22 protein-coding genes are annotated in these 24027 nt (G+C 41.8%); 21 read left to right on the forward strand and 1 reads right to left on the reverse strand.

Annotation, left to right across the window (positions count from 1 at the left end):
- Positions 1-3 precede the first annotated feature (3 nt).
- The 15 genes from NQ488_05510 to NQ488_05580 all read left to right on the forward strand — a co-directional run bounded on the left by NQ488_05510 (position 4) and on the right by NQ488_05580 (position 16286).
- A complete protein-coding gene (locus tag NQ488_05510) occupies positions 4-1557 on the forward strand; it encodes a bifunctional ADP-dependent NAD(P)H-hydrate dehydratase/NAD(P)H-hydrate epimerase (protein ID UWN96754.1) in 1554 nt (517 codons plus the stop codon).
- Positions 1558-1583: 26 nt separating this feature from the next.
- Entirely contained in the window at positions 1584-2759 is a 1176-nt protein-coding gene (alr, locus tag NQ488_05515; protein ID UWN96755.1) for an alanine racemase, read from the forward strand.
- Between the two features lie 91 nt (positions 2760-2850).
- Positions 2851-3204 (forward strand): type II toxin-antitoxin system PemK/MazF family toxin, encoded by a 354-nt coding sequence (locus NQ488_05520; protein UWN96756.1) that lies wholly within the window; start codon positions 2851-2853, stop codon positions 3202-3204.
- Positions 3205-3253: 49 nt separating this feature from the next.
- Positions 3254-4114, forward strand: coding sequence for a hemolysin family protein (locus NQ488_05525; protein ID UWN96757.1), 861 nt, complete (start codon positions 3254-3256; stop codon positions 4112-4114).
- Positions 4111-5391, forward strand: a complete 1281-nt coding sequence (locus NQ488_05530; protein UWN96758.1) for an O-acetylhomoserine aminocarboxypropyltransferase/cysteine synthase — start codon at positions 4111-4113, stop codon at positions 5389-5391. The genes NQ488_05525 and NQ488_05530 overlap by 4 nt, the downstream gene beginning before the upstream one ends.
- 46 nt (positions 5392-5437) lie before the next feature.
- Positions 5438-7255: a GGDEF domain-containing protein gene (locus NQ488_05535; GenBank protein UWN96759.1), complete on the forward strand. Its 1818-nt coding sequence runs from the start codon at positions 5438-5440 to the stop codon at positions 7253-7255.
- Positions 7255-8664, forward strand: coding sequence for an ATP-binding cassette domain-containing protein (locus NQ488_05540; GenBank protein UWN96760.1), 1410 nt, complete (start codon positions 7255-7257; stop codon positions 8662-8664). Before NQ488_05535 ends, NQ488_05540 begins: the two co-directional genes overlap by 1 nt.
- Positions 8665-8734: 70 nt before the next feature.
- Complete coding sequence (gene ilvN / locus NQ488_05545) at positions 8735-9229, forward strand: acetolactate synthase small subunit (GenBank protein ID UWN96761.1); 495 nt, start codon at positions 8735-8737, stop codon at positions 9227-9229.
- 31 nt (positions 9230-9260) lie between these two features.
- On the forward strand, positions 9261-10280 hold the full coding sequence (ilvC, locus tag NQ488_05550; GenBank protein UWN96762.1) for a ketol-acid reductoisomerase: 1020 nt from the start codon (positions 9261-9263) through the stop codon (positions 10278-10280).
- A gap of 100 nt (positions 10281-10380) precedes the next feature.
- Positions 10381-10905: a DUF1653 domain-containing protein gene (locus NQ488_05555; GenBank protein ID UWN96763.1), complete on the forward strand. Its 525-nt coding sequence runs from the start codon at positions 10381-10383 to the stop codon at positions 10903-10905.
- Between the two features lie 22 nt (positions 10906-10927).
- Positions 10928-12082: a glutamate-cysteine ligase family protein gene (locus NQ488_05560; protein UWN96764.1), complete on the forward strand. Its 1155-nt coding sequence runs from the start codon at positions 10928-10930 to the stop codon at positions 12080-12082.
- Between the two features lie 23 nt (positions 12083-12105).
- On the forward strand, positions 12106-13470 hold the full coding sequence (locus tag NQ488_05565) for a hypothetical protein (GenBank protein UWN96765.1): 1365 nt from the start codon (positions 12106-12108) through the stop codon (positions 13468-13470).
- A gap of 102 nt (positions 13471-13572) precedes the next feature.
- Positions 13573-14940, forward strand: coding sequence for a citrate/2-methylcitrate synthase (locus NQ488_05570; protein UWN96766.1), 1368 nt, complete (start codon positions 13573-13575; stop codon positions 14938-14940).
- A gap of 30 nt (positions 14941-14970) precedes the next feature.
- Positions 14971-15321, forward strand: coding sequence for a DUF5640 domain-containing protein (locus tag NQ488_05575; GenBank protein ID UWN96767.1), 351 nt, complete (start codon positions 14971-14973; stop codon positions 15319-15321).
- Positions 15322-15431: 110 nt separating this feature from the next.
- Positions 15432-16286 carry a hypothetical protein gene (locus tag NQ488_05580; GenBank protein ID UWN96768.1) on the forward strand — a complete coding sequence of 285 codons (855 nt, stop codon included), beginning with the start codon at positions 15432-15434 and terminating at the stop codon, positions 16284-16286.
- A 125-nt stretch (positions 16287-16411) separates the two neighbouring features.
- Here NQ488_05580 and NQ488_05585 read toward each other — a convergent pair whose 3' ends face one another.
- The gene (locus NQ488_05585) at positions 16412-17611 is read right to left on the reverse strand and encodes a hemolysin family protein (GenBank protein ID UWN96769.1); all 1200 of its coding nucleotides are present in this window, start codon (positions 17609-17611) and stop codon (positions 16412-16414) included.
- Between the two features lie 182 nt (positions 17612-17793).
- Here NQ488_05585 and NQ488_05590 point away from each other — a divergent pair, with 182 nt between their 5' ends.
- The 6 genes from NQ488_05590 (at position 17794) to NQ488_05615 (ending at position 24023) form a co-directional block, all read left to right on the forward strand.
- Complete coding sequence (locus tag NQ488_05590; GenBank protein UWN96770.1) at positions 17794-18150, forward strand: TIGR04086 family membrane protein; 357 nt, start codon at positions 17794-17796, stop codon at positions 18148-18150.
- Positions 18151-18273: 123 nt separating this feature from the next.
- Entirely contained in the window at positions 18274-19281 is a 1008-nt protein-coding gene (locus tag NQ488_05595) for a deoxyguanosinetriphosphate triphosphohydrolase (protein UWN97111.1), read from the forward strand.
- Positions 19282-19315: 34 nt separating this feature from the next.
- Positions 19316-21070, forward strand: a complete 1755-nt coding sequence (dnaG, locus tag NQ488_05600) for a DNA primase (GenBank protein ID UWN96771.1) — start codon at positions 19316-19318, stop codon at positions 21068-21070.
- Between the two features lie 273 nt (positions 21071-21343).
- On the forward strand, positions 21344-22438 hold the full coding sequence (gene rpoD / locus NQ488_05605) for an RNA polymerase sigma factor RpoD (GenBank protein UWN97112.1): 1095 nt from the start codon (positions 21344-21346) through the stop codon (positions 22436-22438).
- Between the two features lie 36 nt (positions 22439-22474).
- A complete protein-coding gene (locus tag NQ488_05610) occupies positions 22475-23182 on the forward strand; it encodes a class I SAM-dependent methyltransferase (GenBank protein ID UWN96772.1) in 708 nt (235 codons plus the stop codon).
- 34 nt (positions 23183-23216) lie between these two features.
- Entirely contained in the window at positions 23217-24023 is an 807-nt protein-coding gene (locus tag NQ488_05615; GenBank protein ID UWN96773.1) for a Nif3-like dinuclear metal center hexameric protein, read from the forward strand.
- Positions 24024-24027 lie beyond the last annotated feature (4 nt).

Raw genomic sequence — 24027 nt, forward strand, 5'->3', positions numbered from 1 at the left:
ACTATGCAGTATTTACTTAATGAGAGACAGGCAAGAAAAGTTGATGATGTTACAATCAGCAAGATAGGCATTCCATCGATGGTCCTTATGGAACGTGCCGCACTGTCAGTGGCATCAGCAGTTGAGAAATATCTTCGTAAGACATATGCAAGTGCAGATAAAGCAATGAAAAAAGCAAGGATAATAGCTGTATGCGGAAGCGGCAATAACGGCGCAGATGCTGTTGCAGCTGCAAGAATACTTCATGAGAGAGGCTATGCTGCGGATGTATTTGTGATGAGAAAGACAGGCTCTGATGAGTTCAACGCCCAGCTTGGAATCGCAAAGGCATCGGGCGTTAAGATTTTCAACAAGGTCAGGCTGACGGAATATAATATTATCATAGATGGACTGTTTGGCATTGGAATAAGCAGGAACATTGAGGGCAGATATGAGCAGGTAGTAACACAGATAAATGCATCTGATGCATGGGTCCTTTCGGTTGATATTCCTTCAGGAATAAATGCGTCTGATGGCAGAATCATGGGAACTGCAGTAAAAGCAAACAAAACAGTTACATTCGGGTGCGTCAAGATAGGCAGTGTCCTATACCCGGGAGCAGAATATTCAGGCAAAGTGAAGGTGGAAGACATAGGATTTGCCGGCGCAGCACTTAATGCTGTGCGTAATAAGGCATTTACATATTCAGTTGAGGATCTGGAACGTATTCCTAAGCGCAAAGCGTATTCCAACAAAGGAACATATGGAAGGGTTCTTGTCATTGCAGGCTCGTTTTCAATGGGAGGAGCAGCAAGCCTTGCGGCACTCTCGGCATATCGCAATGGTGCAGGGCTTGTAAAAGTGTTTACGCATGAGAATCAGCGTGTCGCTGTCCAGAAGAATATACCTGAGGCGATTGTTGAGACATATCGCGATGTTGAGACACAGGAGGATCTTGAAAGCAGGCTTAAAAAAGAACTTGAGTGGGCAACATGTGTTATTATAGGCCCGGGGCTTGCAAAGACACAGATAGCAGTGTGCATGACAAGATACATACTCATGAACAGCAGTGTAACTACTATTGTGGATGCAGATGCACTTAATATAATAGCTGAAGACAAAGAACTTAAGAATCTGCTGGCATGCCGTAACACGGAGGAAGCCGATTTTATACTTACACCACATATTGGAGAGATGGCAAGACTGGCAGGTACATCAGTTGCATCAATCCAGGGCAGGCTGATACAGACGGCAGTTTCGTTTGCATCGAGATATAAGGTTATATGTGTGCTGAAGGATGCAAGGACAATAGTGGCTGATTCTAAGAAGACAGTATATATAAATACATCAGGTAACAGCGGAATGGCAACAGGAGGCTCGGGAGATGTCCTTACAGGTGTTATTGCCGGCATGAGCGTGAGCGGGCTTAATGCATATGAAGCAGCGTGCATGGGAGTGTTCCTTCACGGGCTTGGTGGTGATTATGCAGCATCCAGACGCGGCGAACACGGTATGAAGGCCGGTGATATCATAGACGGAATAACTAATCTTATGGCAGCAGCACAGAACCGCAAATAAGCTGTGTCTGCGGAATGGAGAGTAAAGTGAAAAAGTATACAAGGGTATATGCAGATATAAATCTTGACAACATAGAATACAATGTCAGGGCTCTTATGGCACTCACAAAGCCGGGGACAAAGGCTATGGCTGTTGTAAAAGCAGATGCTTACGGGCATGGTGATGTGGCAGTTGCAAAAGCTGTAAATGACATTGTTGACGCATATGCAGTGGCTACTGTTGAAGAGGGAATTAATCTTAGACAGAATGGAATTGAGAAGATGATTCTTGTGCTTGGATATGTAGACGAGATGCATTATGACCAGGTGATAAGATATGCTTTGTCAATACCTGTATTTGATACAGAGATGGCAAAGAAGATGTCTGCAGCAGCTGTCGCTGCCGGGGAAAATATCAGGTGCCATGTTAAGGTTGACACGGGAATGCACAGAATCGGGCTCAGACCTGATGATGATGGCATTAAAACAGTTCTTGCGCTTGCAAAGTATGATGGCCTTGATGTTGAAGGAATCTTTACTCATTTTGCAACCGCAGACGAAAAGGATAAGACAGCAGCATACAGGCAGTTTGAACTTTTTAAAACTTTTGTTGAAAAGCTTGAGAATGAAGGTATGCATTTTAAATACAGACACTGTTCTAACAGTGCGGGTATTATTGATATGCCTGATGTTAATATGGATATGGTGCGTCTTGGAATTGCAATGTATGGAATGTATCCGTCTGAAGAGGTCAGCCATGATGTGGTTGAACTGAAGCCTGCGATTGAACTCAAAAGTTCAGTTACAATGGTAAAGACAATACAGCCGGGCGAACGTGTAAGTTATAATGGAACATTTGAAGCAAAACGTGTTACGAGGCTTGCAACTATAGAAACAGGATATGGTGACGGATATCCAAGAAGCCTGTCTAATAAGGGATATGTACTTATAAGAGGCAGGAAAGCACCTATAACAGGGCGGGTATGTATGGATCAGTTTATGGTCGATGTTACTGATATACCTGATGTCGGAAGACTTGATGAAGTAACACTTATAGGACGCGATGGAAATGAGTATATATCTGTTGAGGAGATTGCGGCACTTGCCGGCACATTTAACTATGAGTTCGTGTGTGATCTCGGCAAGAGAATCCCACGTAATTACTATAGAGACGGCAGATATATAGGCAGCGTGGATTATTTTTATCGCAAGTGGGACATTTAATAACCGGATTTTAATCTGAAATCACTGTATACACACTGTTAAGCGGGGAATAATAGGTACATACAAGCTTATATATGGAGTGTGATTTGATGTGGTTGTTAAAAGAGGAGATATATTTTATGCAGATTTAAGACCGGTGGTCGGATCTGAACAGGGGGGAATCAGACCGGTTCTGATAATACAGAATGATACCGGCAACAGACACAGCCCTACAGTGATATGTGCAGCGATTACAAGCAGGCAGAACAAGGCGAAGCTTCCTACTCATGTCGAGATTGATTCAATGAAATACGACATAGTGAAAGATTCCGTTATACTGCTTGAACAGCTGAGAACAATAGATAAAAAGAGGCTTAAGGACAAAGTGTGCCATCTTGACAATGAGATAATAACACAAGTCAATAAAGCTTTGCAGGTAAGCCTTGAAATGCCTGAAGAAGAATGATACAATTAATTTGATTTTATTTTTTAATAGTACGAATGGAGGAAGTGTTTTGGGTGCCAAAGAGCCGGGTCAGTCGTTCTTAGATAAGATTTTTCGTAAGAAAGATGATAATGTGACCGATGAGATTAAGAATATCGTGCAGGAGGGACATCAACAGGGAGAGCTGCTTGACAGTGAGGCTGAGATGATAACGAACATTATTGAGTTCGGTGACAAGGAAGCTCACGATATTATGACACACAGAAAAAATATAGTGGCAATTGATGCCGACACTACAATAAAAGACTGTTTTGAATTCGTCCTGGGGGAGAATTATTCGAGATTTCCGGTGTATGAAGGCGATATAGACCATATTATAGGTGTTATGCATCTGAGAGATCTCCTTAAGATATATGCGGATTCGTATAAGCGGAATCATACGATATACGAACTTAAGGACGAGATGCTTTTTGATCCACATTTTATTCCGGAGACACGTAATATTAATGCACTGTTTAAGTCTATGCAGTCTGAGAAGGTGCATATGGCTGTTGTTGTTGATGAGTATGGGCAGACAACAGGAATAGTGACTATGGAGGATATCCTTGAGGAGATTGTAGGCAATATCATGGATGAATATGATGTTGAGGAACAGTATATTGTCCGTGACAGTGACGGTTCATACATAATGGACGGATATACACAGCTTGATGATATAGAGGACATGCTTAATATAAGTTTTGCAGATGAGGATTCCGATACACTGAGCGGATTTATTATATCGAGAATGGAACATCTTCCTGAAGATAATGAACAGTTTGAAGTATGGTACAGCGGATACAGATTCAGTGTGCTTGAGGTAGATAATAAAAGGGTAAAAAAGGTACGTGTGACGTATGAGCCCCATGACGAAGAGGGAGAAGAAGAATGAGTAATTACAATATTGAAACCAAATGTGTCCAGAGCGGCTGGCAGCCTAAGAACGGGGAGCCGAGAGTGCTTCCGATTATTCAGAGCACAACCTTCAAATATGAGTCGAGTGATGAGATGGGAGCGCTGTTTGACCTTGAAAAGAGCGGATATTTCTATTCAAGGCTACAGAATCCTACTAATGATTATGTGGCTCAGAAGATATGTGATCTTGAAGGCGGATGTGCTGCAATGCTTCTTTCGTCAGGACAGGCAGCTAACTTCTATGCAACATTTAACATATGTGAGGCAGGAGACCATATGATAAGTTCTTCTGCAATATACGGAGGTACATTCAACCTGTTCGGAGTTACTATGAAGAAGCTCGGAATAGAATGTACATTTATAGATCCTGATGCAAGTGAGGAAGAGATTGAAGCAGCCATAAGACCGAACACAAAGCTTATATTCGGTGAAACGATTGCTAATCCGGCGCTTACGATACTTGATATTGAGAAGTTTGCTAATGTTGCACACAGGCATGGTATGCCGCTTATAGTTGATAATACGTTTGCAACACCGGTTAACTGCAGACCTTTTGAATGGGGTGCAGATATAGTAACACATTCAACGACAAAATATATGGATGGACACGCAGTTGCGCTTGGCGGATGTATTGTTGATAGTGGCAATTTTGATTGGGAAGCACATGCGGACAGATATCCTGGGCTTACTACTCCTGATGAATCGTATCATGGAATTATATATACTAAAAAGTTTGGCAGGGCGGCATACATTACTAAAGCTACATCACAGCTTATGCGTGATTTGGGCTCAATGCAGTCTCCGCAGAATGCATTTCTGCTTAATCTTGGTCTCGAGTCTCTGGCACTCAGAGTAAGGAAACACTGTGAGAATGCTGACAAGGTGGCAGAGTATCTTAATAACAATGATAAGGTTGCATGGGTTAATTATGCGGGACTTCCGGGCAACAGATATTATGATCTTGCCAGAAAATATATGCCGGATGGCATATGCGGTGTGATTTCGTTCGGGCTTAAGGGCGGAAGGGATACTGCCGTTAAGTTCATGGACAGTCTCAAGCTCGTTGCTATAGTTACTCATGTTGCGGATGCAAGGACATCAGTGCTTCATCCGGCAAGCCACACACATCGTCAGATGACAGATGAGCAGCTTATTGAGGCAGGTGTACAGCCTGATCTTATAAGACTCTCGGTCGGAATCGAGAATGCGGATGACATAATTGCTGATATAGAACAGGCATTAACAGATATTTAGGCGGATTTTAACAAGAATGTACTACAGACGGAGCCAATGAATCAGTATGAATAATGAGATTGATTTCAGACATGCTGTCAACGATATGGCATGTTCGATAATTACATTTGACAGCAATTACATTGTGGTAAAAGCTGACCAGCGTGCATATCAGTTTGTGTATGAGGAATATACAAGATTCGACAAGCTTATTGCAGATGATGATGTAGAACGATTTTACAGATATATAGAGAATGAAGATGCTCCATCTGAGCAGTTTGTTGTTGTTAGAATGAGGAGAAGAGACGGCGTATACAGACCATGTCTTATTATTGCGCTCAGACGTGCATATCCGGTTAACGGAACAAAATATACTGACGTGGAGCTCAGAGATATTGTAACGCTGAATGCCAGATATAAGAAGATGGATCTTGATGTGCGCAAATACCGCAGCATAATGGGAATGCTTGCGGAATATTTCTTTGAGTATAATCCGTCTGACGGGATGTTTACATTTTTCTGTTACAGGGGATACAGGGCTGATAATATTGAAAAGGCTGATATAGATGAAGTCCTGAAGAGACTGATTGAAGAAAAGCATGTTGACGGCGATAATATTGATAAGCTGTATATGCTTTTTGAGAAGATAAAGAGTTGTGAAGCAAGCTTTACGGTTGAACTTGAGACCAATATATTCCGCGGGGGAGAGAATTATGAGCTTATGTCATTCCACGGACAGACATTGTACTATGATAATGAGCTTGCAAGAGTGATAGGGATTGCTTCACATGTATCGCGTATAGGCAAAGCAACATCCGGAGAATTAAGTGATGATGCGGCGGAGAAAGATTCAGCTACAGGGATTCTCAACAAAAAAGCAATGACCGACTTTGTTGAGAATAAGATAAGACATTTTAACGAAAAAGGCAGTCAGGAACCATTCTGGCTTGCAATATGTGATATTGATTATTTTAAGAATGTTAATGATACATACGGACATCTTTTTGGTGATGAGGTAATATACAGATTTGCCCAGACTATAAGAACCTGGGTAGGAGATAAGGGTGTTGTCGGGCGAATCGGTGGTGACGAGTTCATGATAATGCTTGATAGTGCAGATGATGTTACAGAATTGAGAAGTATCCTGATTGGCATAAGGGAAGAGCTTGAATGGGCATTTCAGAATAAAGCACCGGATTACAGATTTACAACATCTATAGGAGTTGCTAATTACCCAAAAGATGCAGACGATTATGTCAGACTGTTTAAGATTGCGGATAAAGCACTTTATATAGCCAAGGAAAAGGGACGTGACAGATTCATAATATATGATAAGGAACTTCATGGAGAGCTGGAAGAAGAAAAAGAAGGTGCTTATGCTGCACATACATGTGCGGAGCTTAAGCCGATAGCAAAAGCAGAGCTTGCGTCTAATCTTATATTACTGCTTACCAAAGCCGGCAGGGATGTTATACCGCATGTTCTTGACAGTATTATAGAGAATCTTAATATACATGGCATAACGATATATGAGAGTGATGCAGATGGACGGATACGTACATCAATGACAGCGGGCAGATATAACATGTCTGTCGGAGATATATCGGATATTATGGACAGCAGGTATCTGGAACTGTTCAACGCCAATGGAATCAACCAGATACATAATGTCAAGGAATGTGAGATTCACTGTCCTGAAATGTATGATTTCTGGAAAGATCACGAGATATGTTCAACGCTTCAGTTTATGATAGGTTCTAGTGAGCACGTTATGGGAATTGTATCATTTGATATATTTGGTGCTCACAGAAGAAAGTGGAGCGAGAATGACGTTAATACGTTATATATGATTGTAAAATTCATCGGCAATGCATTGGAGTCATAATGACACATAACAGATTTAATAAGAATATATTTGCATATATACCGGCTGCTTTGATGTGGCTTGTTATATGGCAGATAGCAAGTACTTTGACGGGGCTGGATATTGTACTTCCGGGCCCCGTTAAAGTATTTTTTTGCATGGCAGGAATGCTTGGACAAAAAAATACTTACATAATTACGATGCATAGTCTCATCAGGATATTTGCCGGATATACGGCTGCGTTTGTGACGGCAGTTTTGGCGGGATTGGCGGCAGGATATGTGCGTGCGGTAAGAATAATGTCAGCACCACTGATAAGTGCGATGCAGGCATTACCTGTAACCGCATTTATAATTCTGGTACTGATGATAGCCGGAGCAAAGAATGTATCAGCAGTAATTGCATTTATCGTTGTATTTCCTGTTGTATATCACGGTATGGTTCAGGGAATTGATAATATGGATAAGAATCTTGCACAGATGGCAGATGTGTTCAACATACATGGAATGAGAAGATTCAGATACATATCTCTTATGCAGTGTATGCCTTATATAAGAACGGCTGTAAAAAGCTCAGCGGGAATGTGTTGGAAAGCCGGTGCGGCCGCAGAGGTTATAGGACTTACACGCAATTCAATTGGAGAACAGATGTATCTTGCCAAGCTTTATCTTGAGACGGATGTATTGCTGTCATGGGGTATAATAATTATTATTGCAAGTGTGGTATTCGAGAAGCTGCTTCTGCTTATATCAGATGCGGCTGCAAAGTCATGCTGCAGATATGGAATGTCATGCAGAAGTCATGCGTCAGCAGATAATTGCGGTGGACATAACAGCAGACCGGGTGCAGCTGATATAGAGCTTGATGATGTAAGTGCGGGATATGGTTTGGAAAATGTGATTAATGGCATAAGCGTGAAAATACCGCCCGGAGGACATCTGTGCATTATGGGAGAATCAGGTATAGGCAAGACTACTCTTCTGAAGGTTATCGCCGGACTGCTTGAGTGCCATAAAGGGAGTGTCACAGTTCCGCAAAAAGTATCGGTTGTGTTTCAGGAAAACAGGCTGTGTCCATGGCTTTCGGCATATGATAATGTCAGGCTTGCCGTACCGGATATGCCGGCAGATGTTGTAAGGCCGCACCTTGAGAAGCTCCTTGGGGAAAGCGGCTGTGACAGAAGAGCAGATGAATTAAGCGGAGGTATGAAAAGGCGCTGCGAGATAGTAAGGGCGATGCTTGCAGATTCGGATGCGGTGGTTATGGATGAGCCGTTTGCAGGGCTTGATGAGGATAACAGGAGCATTGCGGTTAAGTACATACTCGATAATATAGGATCAAGGCAGCTTATAGTATCTACGCATGATTTAAAAGATGCCGTGAGGCTTCAGGCAGATGTATTTTTTATTGACAAAAATGGTAATGGTTGATAAGATAATTTTATGCAGTCTTAAGACGTCTTTGACGCACGGCGGACGTAAGTGAAAGGATATGATAATTATGAGACAGGCAGTTTTTTCTATTCTTGTTGGGAATGAGTCAGGTGTATTAAGCCGTATCGCAGGACTTTTCAGCAGAAGAGGATATAACATAGACAGCCTTACTGTAGGGGTAACGCAGGATCCACAGTATTCAAGAATGACTGTTACGGTAACTGGAGATGATGATGTTCTTGAGCAGATTGAGAAGCAGTTGGCTAAGCTCGTAGACGTAAAAGAGATTATGGAGCTTCCTCTTGATGCTTCGGTATGCAGAGAACTTATACTTATCAAGGTAGAAGCTGACGCAAGCAGAAGACAGGATGTTGCTGCAATTGCAGATATATTCAGGGCTAACATTGTCGATGTCAGCAGCGAAGGTACTATGACTATTGAGCTTACGGGAAGCCAGTCCAAGCTTAGTGCGTTTATTGAACTTTTAGATGATTTTAAAATTACAGAGCTTGCAAGGACAGGTATCACAGGACTTGCAAGAGGCGCTGCAAGTTTAAAATAAATTTTTATTATTATATGGAGGTACCATTAAGATGGCAAAGATTTATTATCAGCAGGATTGCAACTTATCAATGCTTGATGGCAAGACAATTGCAATCATCGGCTACGGCAGCCAGGGACATGCACATGCACTTAACGCTAAGGAGTCAGGATGCCACGTCATTATTGGTCTTTATGAAGGAAGTAAGTCATGGGCTAAGGCTGAAGCACAGGGATTTGAAGTATACACAGCAGCAGAGGCAGCTAAGAAGGCTGACATTATTATGATTCTTATTAACGATGAGCTTCAGGCAGCTATGTACAAGAAGGATATTGAGCCAAACCTTGAGCCTGGTAACATGCTTATGTTTGCACATGGTTTCAACATCCACTTCAATCAGATTATCCCACCTAAGGATGTCGATGTAACAATGATCGCACCTAAGGGACCTGGACATACAGTACGTAGCGAGTATCAGGCTGGTAAGGGTGTTCCTTGTCTTGTAGCTGTTCATCAGGATGCTACAGGTAAGGCACTTGATATTGCACTTGCTTACTCACTTGCAATCGGTGGAGCAAGAGCAGGTGTCCTTGAGACAACATTCAGAACAGAGACAGAGACAGACCTCTTTGGTGAGCAGGCAGTTCTTTGCGGCGGTGTATGTGCACTTATGCAGGCTGGTTTTGAGACACTTGTTGAGGCTGGTTATGACGAGAGAAATGCATACTTTGAGTGTATCCATGAGATGAAGCTTATCGTAGATCTTATCTACCAGAGCGGCTTTGAAGGAATGAGATATTCAATCTCTAACACAGCTGAGTATGGCGATTACATAACAGGACCAAAGCTTATCACAGACGAGACTAAGAAGACTATGAAGAAGATCCTTAAGGATATTCAGGATGGTACATTCGCTAAGGACTTCCTTCTTGATATGTCACCTGCAGGCGGACAGGCTCATTTCAAGGCTATGAGAAAGCTTGCTGCTGAGCATCAGTCAGAGAAGGTTGGTAAGGAGATCCGTAAGCTTTACAGCTGGAACAACGAAGAGGATAAGCTTATCAATAACTAATGAATAATAGCAGTATAATCTGCACATAAGTACGGCTTAAAGCGGAGTTACCCGCTTTAGGCCTACTTTTTTAGCAGATATTATTAAGATCGGAGGGCTTATGAGAGAGGTATTACCCGGAGAATTCTACAGGCATTTCAAAAATAAGTTATATCAGATAAAGGGAATTGCATATCATTCAGAGACTAAGGAAAAAATGGTTGTATACCAGGCTATGTATGGGGACTTCAAATGGTACGTAAGACCGTATGATATGTTCATAAGCGAAGTCGACCATGAGAAGTATCCGGATGTTAAGCAGTTATACAGATTTGAGAAGGTAACACCGGAGACGGAGACAATAAAGCCAGACACTGCGCCACAGGCAGTACAGGCGGATGGTACGGAATATGATGAGTCAGGTGTTAATCCTGCACTTATTCAGTTCCTGGATGCCGGGGATTACAGAGAAAAACTGAATGTGCTGACAGCAATCAGGGCAAAGCTGGATGACAGGCTTGTGGATGATATAGCGACAAGCATGGATATAACAGTGCCGGACGGCTCGATTGATGAGAGATTTATGTCTCTTAAGGCATGTATACTGGCACATGCCAAATATGAAGAAAGCAACCGCCTCAGATAATATAGTTGGAATGAGGATAGATATGGATATTTACAGAATGAATATTGATGCCATAGTAAGTCATCTCAAGAGGGGATTTAAAAGAAGCGATGATTTTAAGATAGGCATTGAGATAGAACATTTTGTCTTTGACAGCAATGACAGATCAGCAGGATATGAGAAGATCCTGGATGTTATGAAGGATATAATGGGCGAGGATGACAAGCCATACTATCTTGAGGGACATCTTATTGGGTTTTATAATGACAGATACTCTATATCACTTGAGCCGGCATCACAGCTGGAGATAAGTATTGCACCATGCGCATCAGCCGATGAACTTGTGTGCATATACAGGGATTTCAGAAGGATACTTGATCCTGTACTTAGCAGATATAATCTCAGAGTGGAGTGCTATGGTTACAATCCGTATGAATCAGCACAGGAACTGGACATAATCCCTAAGAAGAGATATGAATATATGGACCGCTATTTTCAAAAAGCCGGTACAAGGGGCAGGAATATGATGAGGGCAACAGCATCTGTCCAGGTATCGGTGGATTATAGTGATGAGAATGATGCAATACGAAAGTACAGACTGGCAGCAATTCTTTCACCGGTCTTATCGTTAATGATGGATAATTCACCTGTATTTGAGAAGCAGCCTGCTGCAATGCACATGGTACGTGCATATGTTTGGGATGGAGTTGATGCAGACAGGTGCGTTATTATGGATGGTTGTCTTGCTCCGGATTTTTCATTTGAAAAATATGCGGAATATATTATGAATATGCCGGCAATTCTCGTGATGGAAGGTGAGACTGCCGTATATACGGATGATAAGAAGATAAAGGATATATATGCGGAACGTGTAATGACTGATGAAGAGGTTATGCATGTGCTGTCAATGGCATTTTTTGATGTAAGGCTTAAGAATTACATTGAGATAAGAATGGCAGACAGCTGTAATATAGATAAAGCGGCATGGTATGCACGTATTATATGTAATATATTTTATAATGATGATAATATGGGAAAGGCTGAGGAGTATTTTGCGGGCGTAGGACAGAAAGACGTGCTTGAGGCAAGAGAATCTCTTATACAGCATGGAAAAGATGGAATTATATATGGAAAGAAGGCTGAATGCGTAGTCAGATTTGTTACTGAACTTGGCAGTAATGCTGCTGTTAAAGAATAACCGGATACGCAGATCGAATAAATATGAGTAAGATTACACAGATATATAATGAATATGTGGACATTGTCAGAAGCGATATGCCACAGGCTAAGAAATCAGCGCAGGATATGCTGGATTATATACTTAATTCAACGGCAAAGTATCATGGAAGATGTGTTAAGAGCCTGCATGTGCCTAAGCTTATAACAGATGAGGAAGTTGAACTTTTTAAAAATCTTGTTACAACGCTCTATGGGATATTTGACAAAGTAATTGCTGAATACATGGTCAACTCCGAATACCGTAAGCTGTTTGGTTTTGATAAGCGCCTTGAGGAACTTATAATGAGAAAGCCTGTTTACTCATCTAATATACCTATTGCAAGAGTTGATATATTTCTTGATGAGAACACGCATGATTTTAAATTTTGTGAGTTTAACACAGACGGTACAAGCGCAATGAATGAGGACAGGGAACTTTGCAAGGCTGTTGCAGTTACACAGGCTTTCAGAAAATTTACTGAGAAGCACAGGGTGAGAACATTTGAACTGTTTGATTCATGGGTAGATGCTGCAACGGATATTTACAGGGATTACTGCAGCAGAAAGAATATCGGAGCGCATAAGGCAACAGTCTGTATAACTGATTTTATGGAGAGCGCAACTGAGAATGAGTTCAATATTTTCAGGGAAGCTTTTGAAAATGCAGGATACAACGCATATGTATGTGAGATAAGAGAACTCAGGCACCATGACGGAAAGCTGTACACTCCTGACGGGCATGTAATTGATATTGTATACAGACGTGCGGTTACGAGTGATATTATGGCTCATTATGATGAGGTTACACAGTTTATAGATGCAGTGAAGGAAGAAGATGTATGTCTGCTTGGTGACTTCAGGACGCAGATAGTGCATAATAAGATGATATACAAGGTACTTCATGATGACATGACTAAGAAGCTGCTTACTGATGATGAGCAGAGTTATGTTGAGGCACATGTTCCATATACTGTTGTATTCAATGATGAATCGCTTGGACGTAAATACTCAGATACAACTCTGGGGGAAGCTGTTACCGGCAACCGTGAAGGATGGATTATTAAGCCGGAGGATTCATACGGCTCCAAAGGTGTACATGCGGGTGTGGAATGTACTCAGGAAGAATGGGAGAATTTCCTTAAAGAGAATATAAATAAAGGTTATATACTTCAGGAGTTTGTGCATCCTTATAAGACAGAGAATGTCGACTTTTCAAAGGATGATGACTGGCATCTGTACAGCAATCTTACGGGACTGTTTGTATATAACGGGAAGTTCGCCGGAGTATATTCCAGAATATCAGCCTGTGAAATGATATCAACACAGTATAGCGAGATGTCAATTCCTACCTTTGTTGTTGAAGCGTAATTGTTATAACGCAATTGTTTTAGACATTGTTAAGAAAATGTTTATTGGAATGAGTGAGCAGGGTATGTTATTCTAATAGCATCACATAAAGGGGGATAATGAATGGACGAGAAATCATTTTCAACAATAACACCACCGATAAGGGAATTGGCTGCAAAATGCAGAGAGTGCAACAGAATCGAGAATTCACTTTATGAGAAACATCAGGTAAAAAGAGGCCTGAGGGATCTTAACGGCAAAGGTGTCCTTACAGGACTTACAGAGATAAGTGAAATCAAATCAAGCGAGACACTGCCTGATGGTACAAGCGTGCCATGTGATGGTAAGCTCTACTACAGGGGGATTGATGTGGAGGATATAATCCGCGGCTTTATGGCAGATAAGCGCTTTGGTTTTGAAGAGGTCACATATCTGCTTGTATTCGGAAAGCTTCCCAATGAGACGGAGCTTGCGGAATTTAATAAGCTTCTTGGAGGCTACAGATGTATACCTCCTAACTTTGTCCGTGATATTATAATGAAGAAGCCGAGCCGCGATATTATGAATGCCATGGCAAGAAGCGTACTTATGCTGTATTCTTATGACGATAAGGCAGACGACATAAGCATACCTAATGTTGTAAGGCAGAGTCTTCAGCTTATATCGGAATTTCCGTTGCTTGCTGTATACAGCTATCAGGCTTACAGACATGCCCATGTAGGAGGAAGTCTTATAATTCATGAGCCGAGACCGGAACTTTCAACAGCCGAGAATATTCTTCATCTGCTGCGTCCGGACAGTAAATATACGCCATTTGAGGCAAAGGTGCTTGACCTTGCACTTGTTCTTCATGCAGAACATGGCGGCGGTAATAATTCAACATTTACAACACATGTAGTTACATCATCGGGAACAGACACATATTCATCGGTTGTTTCATCTCTTGGTTCACTGAAAGGCCCTAAGCATGGCGGTGCCAACATAAAGGTTGTTAAGATGTTCCAGGATATTAAGGAACATGTCAAGGACTGGGATGACGAAGATGAGATAAGTGAGTATCTTGATAAGATTCTTCATAAACAGGCATTTGACAAGACAGGACTTATATACGGAATGGGACATGCAGTGTATTCACTGTCAGATCCGAGAGCTAACGTGTTCAAGGGCTTTGTTGAACAGCTTGCAGAGGAGAAGAACAGGCATGATGAATACAGACTCTATGCTAATGTTGAGAAAATAGCAGCGCAGCTTATAGCAAATGAGCGTAAGATATACAAAGGTGTCAGCGCCAATGTTGATTTTTACAGCGGATTTGTGTATAGTATGCTTGATCTGCCGCTTGAGTTATATACGCCGATATTTGCAATTGCAAGAATATCGGGATGGAGTGCTCACAGGATAGAAGAGCTTATTAACTGCGGTAAGATAATCCGTCCGGCATATATGAATGTTTGTCCGAGAACTGAATACATTCCAATGTCAGACAGATAAGGATATGATAAAAATAATATGGAGGGTGCAATGATTAACAGAAGAACAGGTTTGTTAAAAAAGACAGCATGTGCCGTGTGTATGGCGGCAATGGTGCTTTCACTGGCTGCATGCGGTAAGAAGAGCGTTGAAGGAAAGTGGAGCTGTCAGCAGAATGGAGCTGAAACAACATATGAATTCAATGCGGATGGGACAGGGAGCATGGATATCGGAGAAGGAATTGTTATGCCAATAACATATTCTTTTGACAATGGCAGGCTTAAGATATCTTACACAACTCTTGGAACACAGAATGATATTGAGTACAATGCCGTAATTGACAAGAATACATTAACACTCACCAACGATACAGCAAGCCTTACGCTTGATAAGCAGAATTGATTATTAATTCATTATTAATTAAAAGTATACTTTACTTTTGCGAAATGTTATATTAAAATCAATTTACCTGTTAATTTAGAAGTTTCACGGATATGCGCAGAGCCTGCCATATGCAATATATGTGTGATGCCGGACTGCATGCAGTTCTTGAAAAGGATGCGAGGAAGTATGCAAGGCTGCCAGAGTTCTGGCAGCTTGCATCATGCGCATCGGGAACATTTAATTCAATAATAAGCCATGAGGGCAGTTGTAATATTCAGAATGCACGCCGGGATATGCTGCGTCGTGCGCTGATGACCTGCGCACTTGGCGATGACAGCGCAAGACGCTGTATCAAGTCGATGTTCAGAGACATACTTATCGAGAAGTACCGCGTCAATGAACGTAATATCAATGAGGTAATCGTTTTTGATTCACCTTCACATCTTAACCATCATGACAAATTCCACATACTTTTATATGTATTTGAAAAAAGCTATGGCTGCAAAGCATTACAACAGCTCATAATATGTGCGGGGACCGGGAAACACAGAACTGTGCATGCACATGATATAGACAGATTGTACGAAAATTATATGCCGGTGCTGAATTTTTATGAGAAGCTTGAGGTGCTGACACAGAAGATATACAGCACATATAAGGGGATAGGTGCTGCCGATTCAATAATGACAATGGATATAGACGGGCTTGCGGGAGGCTGGGGACAGAACAGGACTATCTGGGTTATGTGCGATGGCAGACCTGTTAATCTTGAATTTTTAAGATTTGATAATCAGAGAGAATTCAGGAGAATAATGAGCGGCTTTGAAAGGCATATATATAACACATCGTGCCGCAGAAGCAGTTCAGGTGTGGAAAGAAAGGAAAAAACAGGGTATATATCAGGTTATCTTTATAATGGAGCAGAAGTTATAGTTGCTTCATCACCCGTATGCAGTTCAAAGATATTTTTTATAAAAAAGTAATTGCACAGCCTTGTACAGACACTGTCTCCGGCTCAAAGGAGACTGTGTGAATAAAATAAGCACGCAGATAAAATATATACCTGCGTGCTTATTATCGTCTCTATATACTCATATTAACATAATTATCAGTCAGCGTTATTGGTGCTGTTTTCACCGGATGAGCTGTCTTTAAGCGTCAGAAGAACAGAATCTACACGCTTGTTGGTTGTTGCCGTAACGAGAATTGTCATATCAGGGAACTCAAGCTTATCGCCCTTCTCGGGAAAACGGTCAAGCTGCTCAATGATGAATCCACCGATAGAATCATATTCTTCGGAATGAAATGATGTTCCAAGAATATCATTAATGTCATCAAGCTTGGCTGCACCGCTGAGATGATACTGCTTATCGGATATCTTCTCAATATCATCACGCTCATCATCATCATATTCATCTCTGATCTCACCGACAATCTCTTCTAAGAGATCTTCAAGTGTAATGATACCGACTGTCGAACCATATTCGTCAATGACAATTGCAATTGTGTTGGATGTGCTTCGCAGATCCTCAAGAAGTTTGGCTGTATTCTTGTACTCATAAGTGAAATAAGGCTCACGCATTATTTCTCTTATGTTAAAATCATCTCTGGCATCATAAAGAAGAAGATCCTTAATATTGAGAATACCGATTACATTATCAGTTGTTCCCTCATATATTGGAAATCTTGTATACTTATTCTGCTTGAATAATTCAATGATATCATCGTATGTACTGTTGACATCAGCCATAGTCATGTCAATTCGTGGAATCATGACATCTTTGGCGAGGGCATCACCAAAATCGAACACATTATTAATCATCTTCTTTTCTTCTGTCTCAATCTCGCCGTCCTCGTAACTCTCCTCAACGATTGTACGAATCTCATTCTCAGTCATAGAACTCTTGGAATTAGAGGTATTAACACGAAGAAGCTTCATAAGACTGCCTGCCATACCATTAACGATAAATATAACCGGCGTGAAGACAAACATTACAAATTTGATAATGTTAGCGTATGCGAGAGCAATTTTCTCACTGTTAACGGAAGCGGTTGTCTTAGGTGTTATCTCTCCGAATATAAGTATAGCCAGAGTAAGAATACCTGTTGCGATTCCTACGGCAGAGCTGTTAAAGTAACGGCTCACCAGAGTTGTTGTGAGAGATGAAGCAAAAATATTAACAATATTATTGCCAATAAGTATTGCACTCAGCATCTTAGAGGTGTTGTCAAGAATATATAACACCTTGACAGCTCTCTTGTTGCCTGAATCGGCAAGCGTTTTGATGCGGATTCTGTTCACTGACATGTAAGCTGTCTCCGCTGATGAGAAAAACGCTGAAAGCATTAAGAAAATAACAATGGTTACGATTTGTAAGACACTACTGGGGTCCAAAAATTATCACTCCTTTTTTATATAAATGTTTCATAATTGTACCGCATTATGAATATTCTGTCAATAACATTAAGTATGAATGGAGCATGGAAAATATGAAAGATAATGCAATAAGAATTGTGAAAGCGGTAGTTGCTTCATATGTGGCAAGTTTTGTATTTATACTGATAATCGCATTAATGATGTATCGGCTTAAGCTGTCGGAAAATCAGGTGAGAATAGGGATAATGGTCGTATATTTTTTGTCTGCGGCAATTGGAGGATTCCTTCTTTCAAAAAGTATGGGGAAAAGAAGACTTATAATGGGGCTTAGTGCAGGGGTTATATATTTTATCGTACTTACGCTTATGTCGCTTGTGATAAACAAATCGATAGACCGGGATGCGGCAGAGATCATCAAAGCACTTGCGGCATGCAGTATCGGTGGAGTTATCGGAGGAATAGCAGGCTGAAAATAATTATAAAAAATGTCAAAATAAAAAAGGAAAAACAGAAGTTGCACAGAATATAAATAATGTAGCGTAAGAAAACGCCGTTTGGAGAAAGGCGAATGTATGGATCTGAACGAATTGGGAATAAACATAAGGGAAGAACAGGAGAGACGGGAACATCAGTATCTGAGCAGATATGCGTCATTCAGCGATGAGTCTCGCGGACGTGACCGTACAGAGGAGCCCTGCCCGATGAGGACAATATATCAGAGGGACCGGGACAGGATAATCCACTGCAAAGCATTCAGGAGACTGAAGCATAAGACGCAGGTATTTCTTGCACCGGAGGGTGATCATTACCGCACAAGGCTTACACACACGCTTGAGGTATCTCAGATAGCCAGAAGTATTGCAAGGGCACTGAGGCTTAATGAAGACCTTACTGAGGCAATAGCACTCGGTCATGATCTTGGTCACACGCCATTCGGGCATGCAGGAGAGAGAACGCTTAACAGGCTGTGTCCGGAAGGGTTCAGTCATTGCAGGCAGAGCATAAGAACTGTTGAATTTCTTGAAAAAGATGGCAGAGGTCTTAACCTTACAAGAGAGGTAAGGGATGGAATACTCAATCACAGGACAGAAGGAATGCCATATACACTTGAAGGCAAGGTAGTAAGGCTGTCAGATAAGATTGCATATATAAATCACGATATAGATGATGCAATAAGAGCCAGAATATTCAGCGAGAATGATGTTCCGCACGAATATTCGGATATACTTGGCAATAGCACAAAGACAAGGCTTAATACGCTCATCAATGATATAGTGGCGAACAGCTATGGCAGGGATGACATCCTTATGTCGGATGATATTGAGCATGCAATGAAGTCACTGAGACAGTTCATGTTTGATAATCTTTACAGTAACCCTCAGGCTAAGGCAGAAGAAGTCAAGGTGTATAAGCTGATAACCGAACTGTATAATTATTATGTAAGTAATCCTGACAAACTCCCGGGAAATTACATCCGTTTTATTGAAGAGTATAATCAGTCCAAAGAACGGGTTGTATGTGATTATATAGCAGGAATGAGTGATCATTATGCAATTGCCCGGTTTGAGGAGATATATGTTCCCAGGTCATGGAAAGTATAATGAGACATGATGAGGGAAGCAGGTTGGAGATTGGATGAGATATTCAGAAGAATTAATAGAGGAAGTACGCTCACGCAATGATATTGTTGATGTCATTTCAGGATATGTGAAGCTTAAGAAGAGCGGCAGCAACTACTTTGGTCTGTGCCCGTTCCATAATGAAAAGTCAGGTTCGTTCTCTGTGTCACCATCAAAGCAGATGTATTACTGTTTTGGCTGCGGTGCCGGTGGCAATGTAATAACATTTATCATGGAATATGAGAATTACACGTTCATGGAGGCTGTACGGATGCTTGCCGAGAGGGCGGGGATTGAACTGCCGCAGATGGAAGAGACCCCTGAAGAGAGGAAAAGCCGTGATATAAGGTCACAGCTTCTAGAGATTAACAAGCTTGCAGCAGTTTATTATTTTCATCAGCTGAGAGGACAGAATGGCAGCACTGCAATGAATTATCTTAAGAAGAGGGAACTGGGTGATGAGACAATACAGAGGTTCGGACTTGGTTATTCAAGCATGTACAGCGATGATCTTTACAGGTATATAAAGAGTAAAGGCTACAAGGATGATATCCTGAAGGAGTCGGGACTTTTTACATATGGTGACGGCAAGGTTACGGACAAGTTCTGGAACCGTGTAATGTTTCCGATTATGGACATGAATAACCGGGTTATCGGATTTGGCGGACGTGTTATGGGAGACGGCAAGCCAAAGTACCTTAATTCCCCGGAGACAAAGCTGTTTGATAAGAGCCGCAATCTGTATGGCCTTAATATAGCAAGGACATCAAGAAAGCCTAACATAATAATCTGTGAAGGATATATGGATGTTATTTCACTGCATCAGGCAGGCTTTAATCAGGCTGTTGCGTCACTCGGAACAGCGCTTACATCGGGACAGGCATCACTTATGAAGAGATATACGGATCAGGTCCTTATAACATATGACAGTGATGGCGCAGGCGTTAAGGCAGCGCTGCGTGCAATACCGATTCTTAAGGAAGCGGGACTTACAACCAAGGTGATTAATATGAAGCCGTACAAGGACCCGGATGAATTCATAAAGGGACTTGGAGCGGAAGCATTTCAGGAGAGAATCGATAAGGCGCAGAACAGCTTTATGTATGAAATAAGCGCCATGGAGCAAAACTATGACCTGACTGATCCTGACAGTAAGACAAGATTCTTTAATGAAGTTGCCGGGCGTATAGTAGGATTTGAGGAAGAGCTTGAACGCAACAATTATATAGAAGCAGTTGCGGATAAGTATATGGTATCAATGGATGCGCTTAAGGCGATGGTTGGCAATTATGGCAATCGTGTCGGAATTGTGAAGGACAGGCATGACAGCCGGAGAACTTCATCATCGCACAAAGAGAAGGAAGATGGAATAAGCCAGGCACAGAAGATATTGCTGACATGGCTTGTACAGGATATGTCGTTATATCCGAAGGTGGCAGCTTATCTGTCACCGGATGATTTTATAGAGGAGCCGTTCCATGATGTCGCTGTAAGGCTGTATGAGCAGCTTGACAACGGACAGATTAATCCGGCAGCAATAATAAGCACATTTGACGATGGAGAGACCCAGAAAAAGGTGGCATCCATATTTAACAGGGAACTCGCGGAAGAACTGAGTGACTCTGAAAGGGAGAGAGCTCTTAATCAGACTGTAAAAAAGATAAAGAAAAACAGTCTTGATATAAAGAGCAGGAGTGTCACGGATGTGGCGCAACTGCAGAATATAATAAAGGAGCAGAAAGAGATACAGAATATCCAAATACATCTGTAAAATAAAAGGAGAAGAGACATTATGGCTAAGAAGTCAGAAAAGGCAGTTACAGAGGCAGTACAGGCAGAAGAGGTCAGCACCGCTGAAGTAAAAGAGAAAAAGAAGCCTGCGGCAAAAGCTAAAAAAGAAGCTGATGCAAAGAGCGGGACAAAGACAACAAAGAAGACATCTAAGAAAGAGTCAAAAGCTGAAGAAGAAAAGACAGCTGCAGCAGATGTCGTATTAGAGGCAGAAGAGACTCCGCAGGCAGCCGCTGAGAACAGTGCTGATGATATGAATGCAAGATTCGAAGAAAAGTGCAAAGCACTTCTTGCACTTGCAAAGAAAAAGAAGAACATGCTGGATTATCAGGAAATTATTGATTCATTTACAGATGCTGAGTTCGATGCTGACAAGGTTGAGAAAGTATTTGATTTCCTTGAGGCGAATAATGTAGATGTCAAGATATCTGATGATGTTGAAGAAGAGGAAGATATAATACTTGATCCTGAAGATGATATTGATATCGAGAAGATTGACCTTTCGGTTCCTGAAGGTGTAAGCATAGAGGATCCTGTAAGAATGTACCTTAAGGAGATTGGTAAAGTGCCGCTTCTTAGTGCAGAGGAAGAGATTGAACTTGCAAAGAGAATGGAGAATGGTGATGTTGAGGCCAAGAACAGGCTTGCCGAGGCAAACTTACGTCTGGTAGTCAGCATCGCAAAGAGATATGTAGGAAGAGGAATGCTTTTCCTTGACCTTATTCAGGAGGGTAACCTTGGACTTATCAAAGCTGTCGATAAGTTTGATTTTAGAAAGGGATTCAAGTTTTCAACATATGCAACATGGTGGATACGTCAGGCTATAACAAGGGCAATTGCGGATCAGGCAAGAACTATAAGAATTCCTGTTCATATGGTAGAGACAATCAACAAACTCTTAAGAGTTTCAAGACAGTTACTGCAGGAGCTTGGACGTGAACCGACTCCGGAAGAGATTGCCAAGGAGATGGACATCCCTGTAGAGAGGGTACGTGAGATTCAGAAGATTTCACAGGAGCCGGTATCTTTGGAGACACCTATTGGTGAAGAGGAAGACAGCCACCTTGGAGATTTTATTCAGGATGATAATGTCCCTGTACCTGCTGAGGAAGCAGCAAGCACAATACTTAAAGAACAGCTTGTAGAGGTGCTTGGCACACTTACCGAGAGAGAGCAGAAGGTTCTCAGACTCAGATTCGGTCTTGATGACGGACGTGCAAGAACACTTGAGGAAGTTGGACGTGAATTCAACGTAACAAGAGAGCGTATACGTCAGATTGAGGCAAAAGCTCTTCGTAAGCTGCGTCATCCAAGCCGCAGCCGTAAGTTGAGAGACTTCCTTGATTGATTAATATTTACAGGGAGATTTGACAGGTATAATTATATGTATCAGATTTCTAAAAGACTTGAAACTATTGCTTCCTGCGTTCCGGCAGGAAGCACAGTTGCTGATATAGGCACTGATCATGCGTATATGCCGATATATCTCATACAGAATTCCATAGCTTCGCATGTTATTGCAATGGATGTAAACAAAGGACCTCTTAAGAAAGCAGAGACTAATGTGGAGGAAGCCGGAGTACGGCAGAGCATTGATCTTAGACTTTCTGACGGGCTTGCCGGGCTTAAGCATGGCGAAGCGGACGTCATAACAATAAGCGGTATGGGTGGCAAGCTCATAGAGAAGATTCTTACTGACGGACAGGATGTTATCATGGATGGACAGCAATTTGTACTGTCACCGCAGTCCGAGATAATGCATTTCAGGAAATTCCTTGAAAAACGGGGGTTTTGCACTGATAATGAGAAGATGGTTGAAGAAGATGGCAAGTATTATGTAATTATCTGCTGCCATTATGATGCTGAATATGAGATAAGACGATATGCGCAGCTTTTGTATGGAGAAAAGCTCATAGAACAGAAGGACCCGGTACTTCTGAAAATGTTGGCAAAAGAACTTGAATCATACAGAAAAGTAAAGGCAAAAGTTGAGGCCAGCAATTCAGTGCATGCGGTTGTAAGGTTAAGAGAACTTGCCAGAGACATAGAAGCAATAGAATATGTGATTGACCAATGCGCGGCACGCAGCTGAAAAGTTTTAGTGGATAATTGAGGTGACTTGAATTATGAAGGTTAGAGACATAACAGATGCCCTTGAACGTATGAGTCCGCCATCTGCAGCATGTGACTGGGATAATGTAGGGCTTATGGCAGGTGACAAAGATGCCGGTGTCTCAAGAGTACTGGTGACGCTTGATGTTGATGAGGCGGCAATAGATAAGGCGGTGAGCTGTGGGGCAGATATGATAGTTTCCCATCATCCGCTTATATTCGGAAGCATTAAGAATGTTACATGTGACAGTCTTACGGGAAGCAGGCTTGTGAAGCTCCTTGGCAATAAGATTGCATGTTTCTCGATGCATACTAATTTTGATATATGTGGAAGCATGGGAAGCATCGCAGCAGATACACTTGGACTGAGAGATGCTGCAACACTTGAAGTTACGATGCCTGACGGAAACGGACTTGGCAAAGTAGCTGAATATACCGGAGACGAAGTAATAACAGCAGGAGAATGGGCATCCCGTGTCATGAAAAGTTTTGAACTTGATACTGTAAAAGTATTTGGAGATATGGAAAGACCGGTAAGAAAGATTGCAATATATCCGGGCTCAGGTTCAGGTGCAATTAAGACGGCACTGATGCAGAAGGTTGATCTGCTTGTCACCGGAGATATCGGGCATCATGCGGGCATAGATGCCAAAGCAGAGGGCCTTACAGTGATAGATGCCGGACATTATGGAATAGAGCATGTGTTCATAAAGTACATTGCCGGATATATTGGAAGAGAGTGTCCCGGCGTTGATATAGTGACCGCTGATATATGCAGCCCTTTTGAAGTAGTATTTAATCCTGACAGAATGGAGAATTAGTGAT

The organism is [Bacteroides] pectinophilus, from assembly GCA_025146925.1.
Taxonomy (GTDB): Bacteria; Bacillota; Clostridia; order Lachnospirales; family Lachnospiraceae; genus Bacteroides_F; species Bacteroides_F pectinophilus.

Coding starts and splice junctions, on each gene's coding strand:
- NQ488_05510 (UWN96754.1), top strand. CDS start 4: ATGCAGTATTTACTTAATGAGAGACAGGCAAGAAAAGTTGATGATGTT.
- NQ488_05530 (UWN96758.1), top strand. CDS start 4,111: ATGAGTAATTACAATATTGAAACCAAATGTGTCCAGAGCGGCTGGCAG.
- NQ488_05535 (UWN96759.1), top strand. CDS start 5,438: ATGAATAATGAGATTGATTTCAGACATGCTGTCAACGATATGGCATGT.
- NQ488_05540 (UWN96760.1), top strand. CDS start 7,255: ATGACACATAACAGATTTAATAAGAATATATTTGCATATATACCGGCT.
- ilvN (UWN96761.1), top strand. CDS start 8,735: ATGAGACAGGCAGTTTTTTCTATTCTTGTTGGGAATGAGTCAGGTGTA.
- ilvC (UWN96762.1), top strand. CDS start 9,261: ATGGCAAAGATTTATTATCAGCAGGATTGCAACTTATCAATGCTTGAT.
- NQ488_05555 (UWN96763.1), top strand. CDS start 10,381: ATGAGAGAGGTATTACCCGGAGAATTCTACAGGCATTTCAAAAATAAG.
- NQ488_05560 (UWN96764.1), top strand. CDS start 10,928: ATGGATATTTACAGAATGAATATTGATGCCATAGTAAGTCATCTCAAG.
- NQ488_05565 (UWN96765.1), top strand. CDS start 12,106: ATGAGTAAGATTACACAGATATATAATGAATATGTGGACATTGTCAGA.
- NQ488_05570 (UWN96766.1), top strand. CDS start 13,573: ATGGACGAGAAATCATTTTCAACAATAACACCACCGATAAGGGAATTG.
- NQ488_05575 (UWN96767.1), top strand. CDS start 14,971: ATGATTAACAGAAGAACAGGTTTGTTAAAAAAGACAGCATGTGCCGTG.
- NQ488_05580 (UWN96768.1), top strand. CDS start 15,432: ATGCAATATATGTGTGATGCCGGACTGCATGCAGTTCTTGAAAAGGAT.
- NQ488_05585 (UWN96769.1), bottom strand. CDS start 17,611: ATGTCAGTGAACAGAATCCGCATCAAAACGCTTGCCGATTCAGGCAAC.
- NQ488_05590 (UWN96770.1), top strand. CDS start 17,794: ATGAAAGATAATGCAATAAGAATTGTGAAAGCGGTAGTTGCTTCATAT.
- dnaG (UWN96771.1), top strand. CDS start 19,316: ATGAGATATTCAGAAGAATTAATAGAGGAAGTACGCTCACGCAATGAT.
- rpoD (UWN97112.1), top strand. CDS start 21,344: ATGAATGCAAGATTCGAAGAAAAGTGCAAAGCACTTCTTGCACTTGCA.
- NQ488_05610 (UWN96772.1), top strand. CDS start 22,475: ATGTATCAGATTTCTAAAAGACTTGAAACTATTGCTTCCTGCGTTCCG.
- NQ488_05615 (UWN96773.1), top strand. CDS start 23,217: ATGAAGGTTAGAGACATAACAGATGCCCTTGAACGTATGAGTCCGCCA.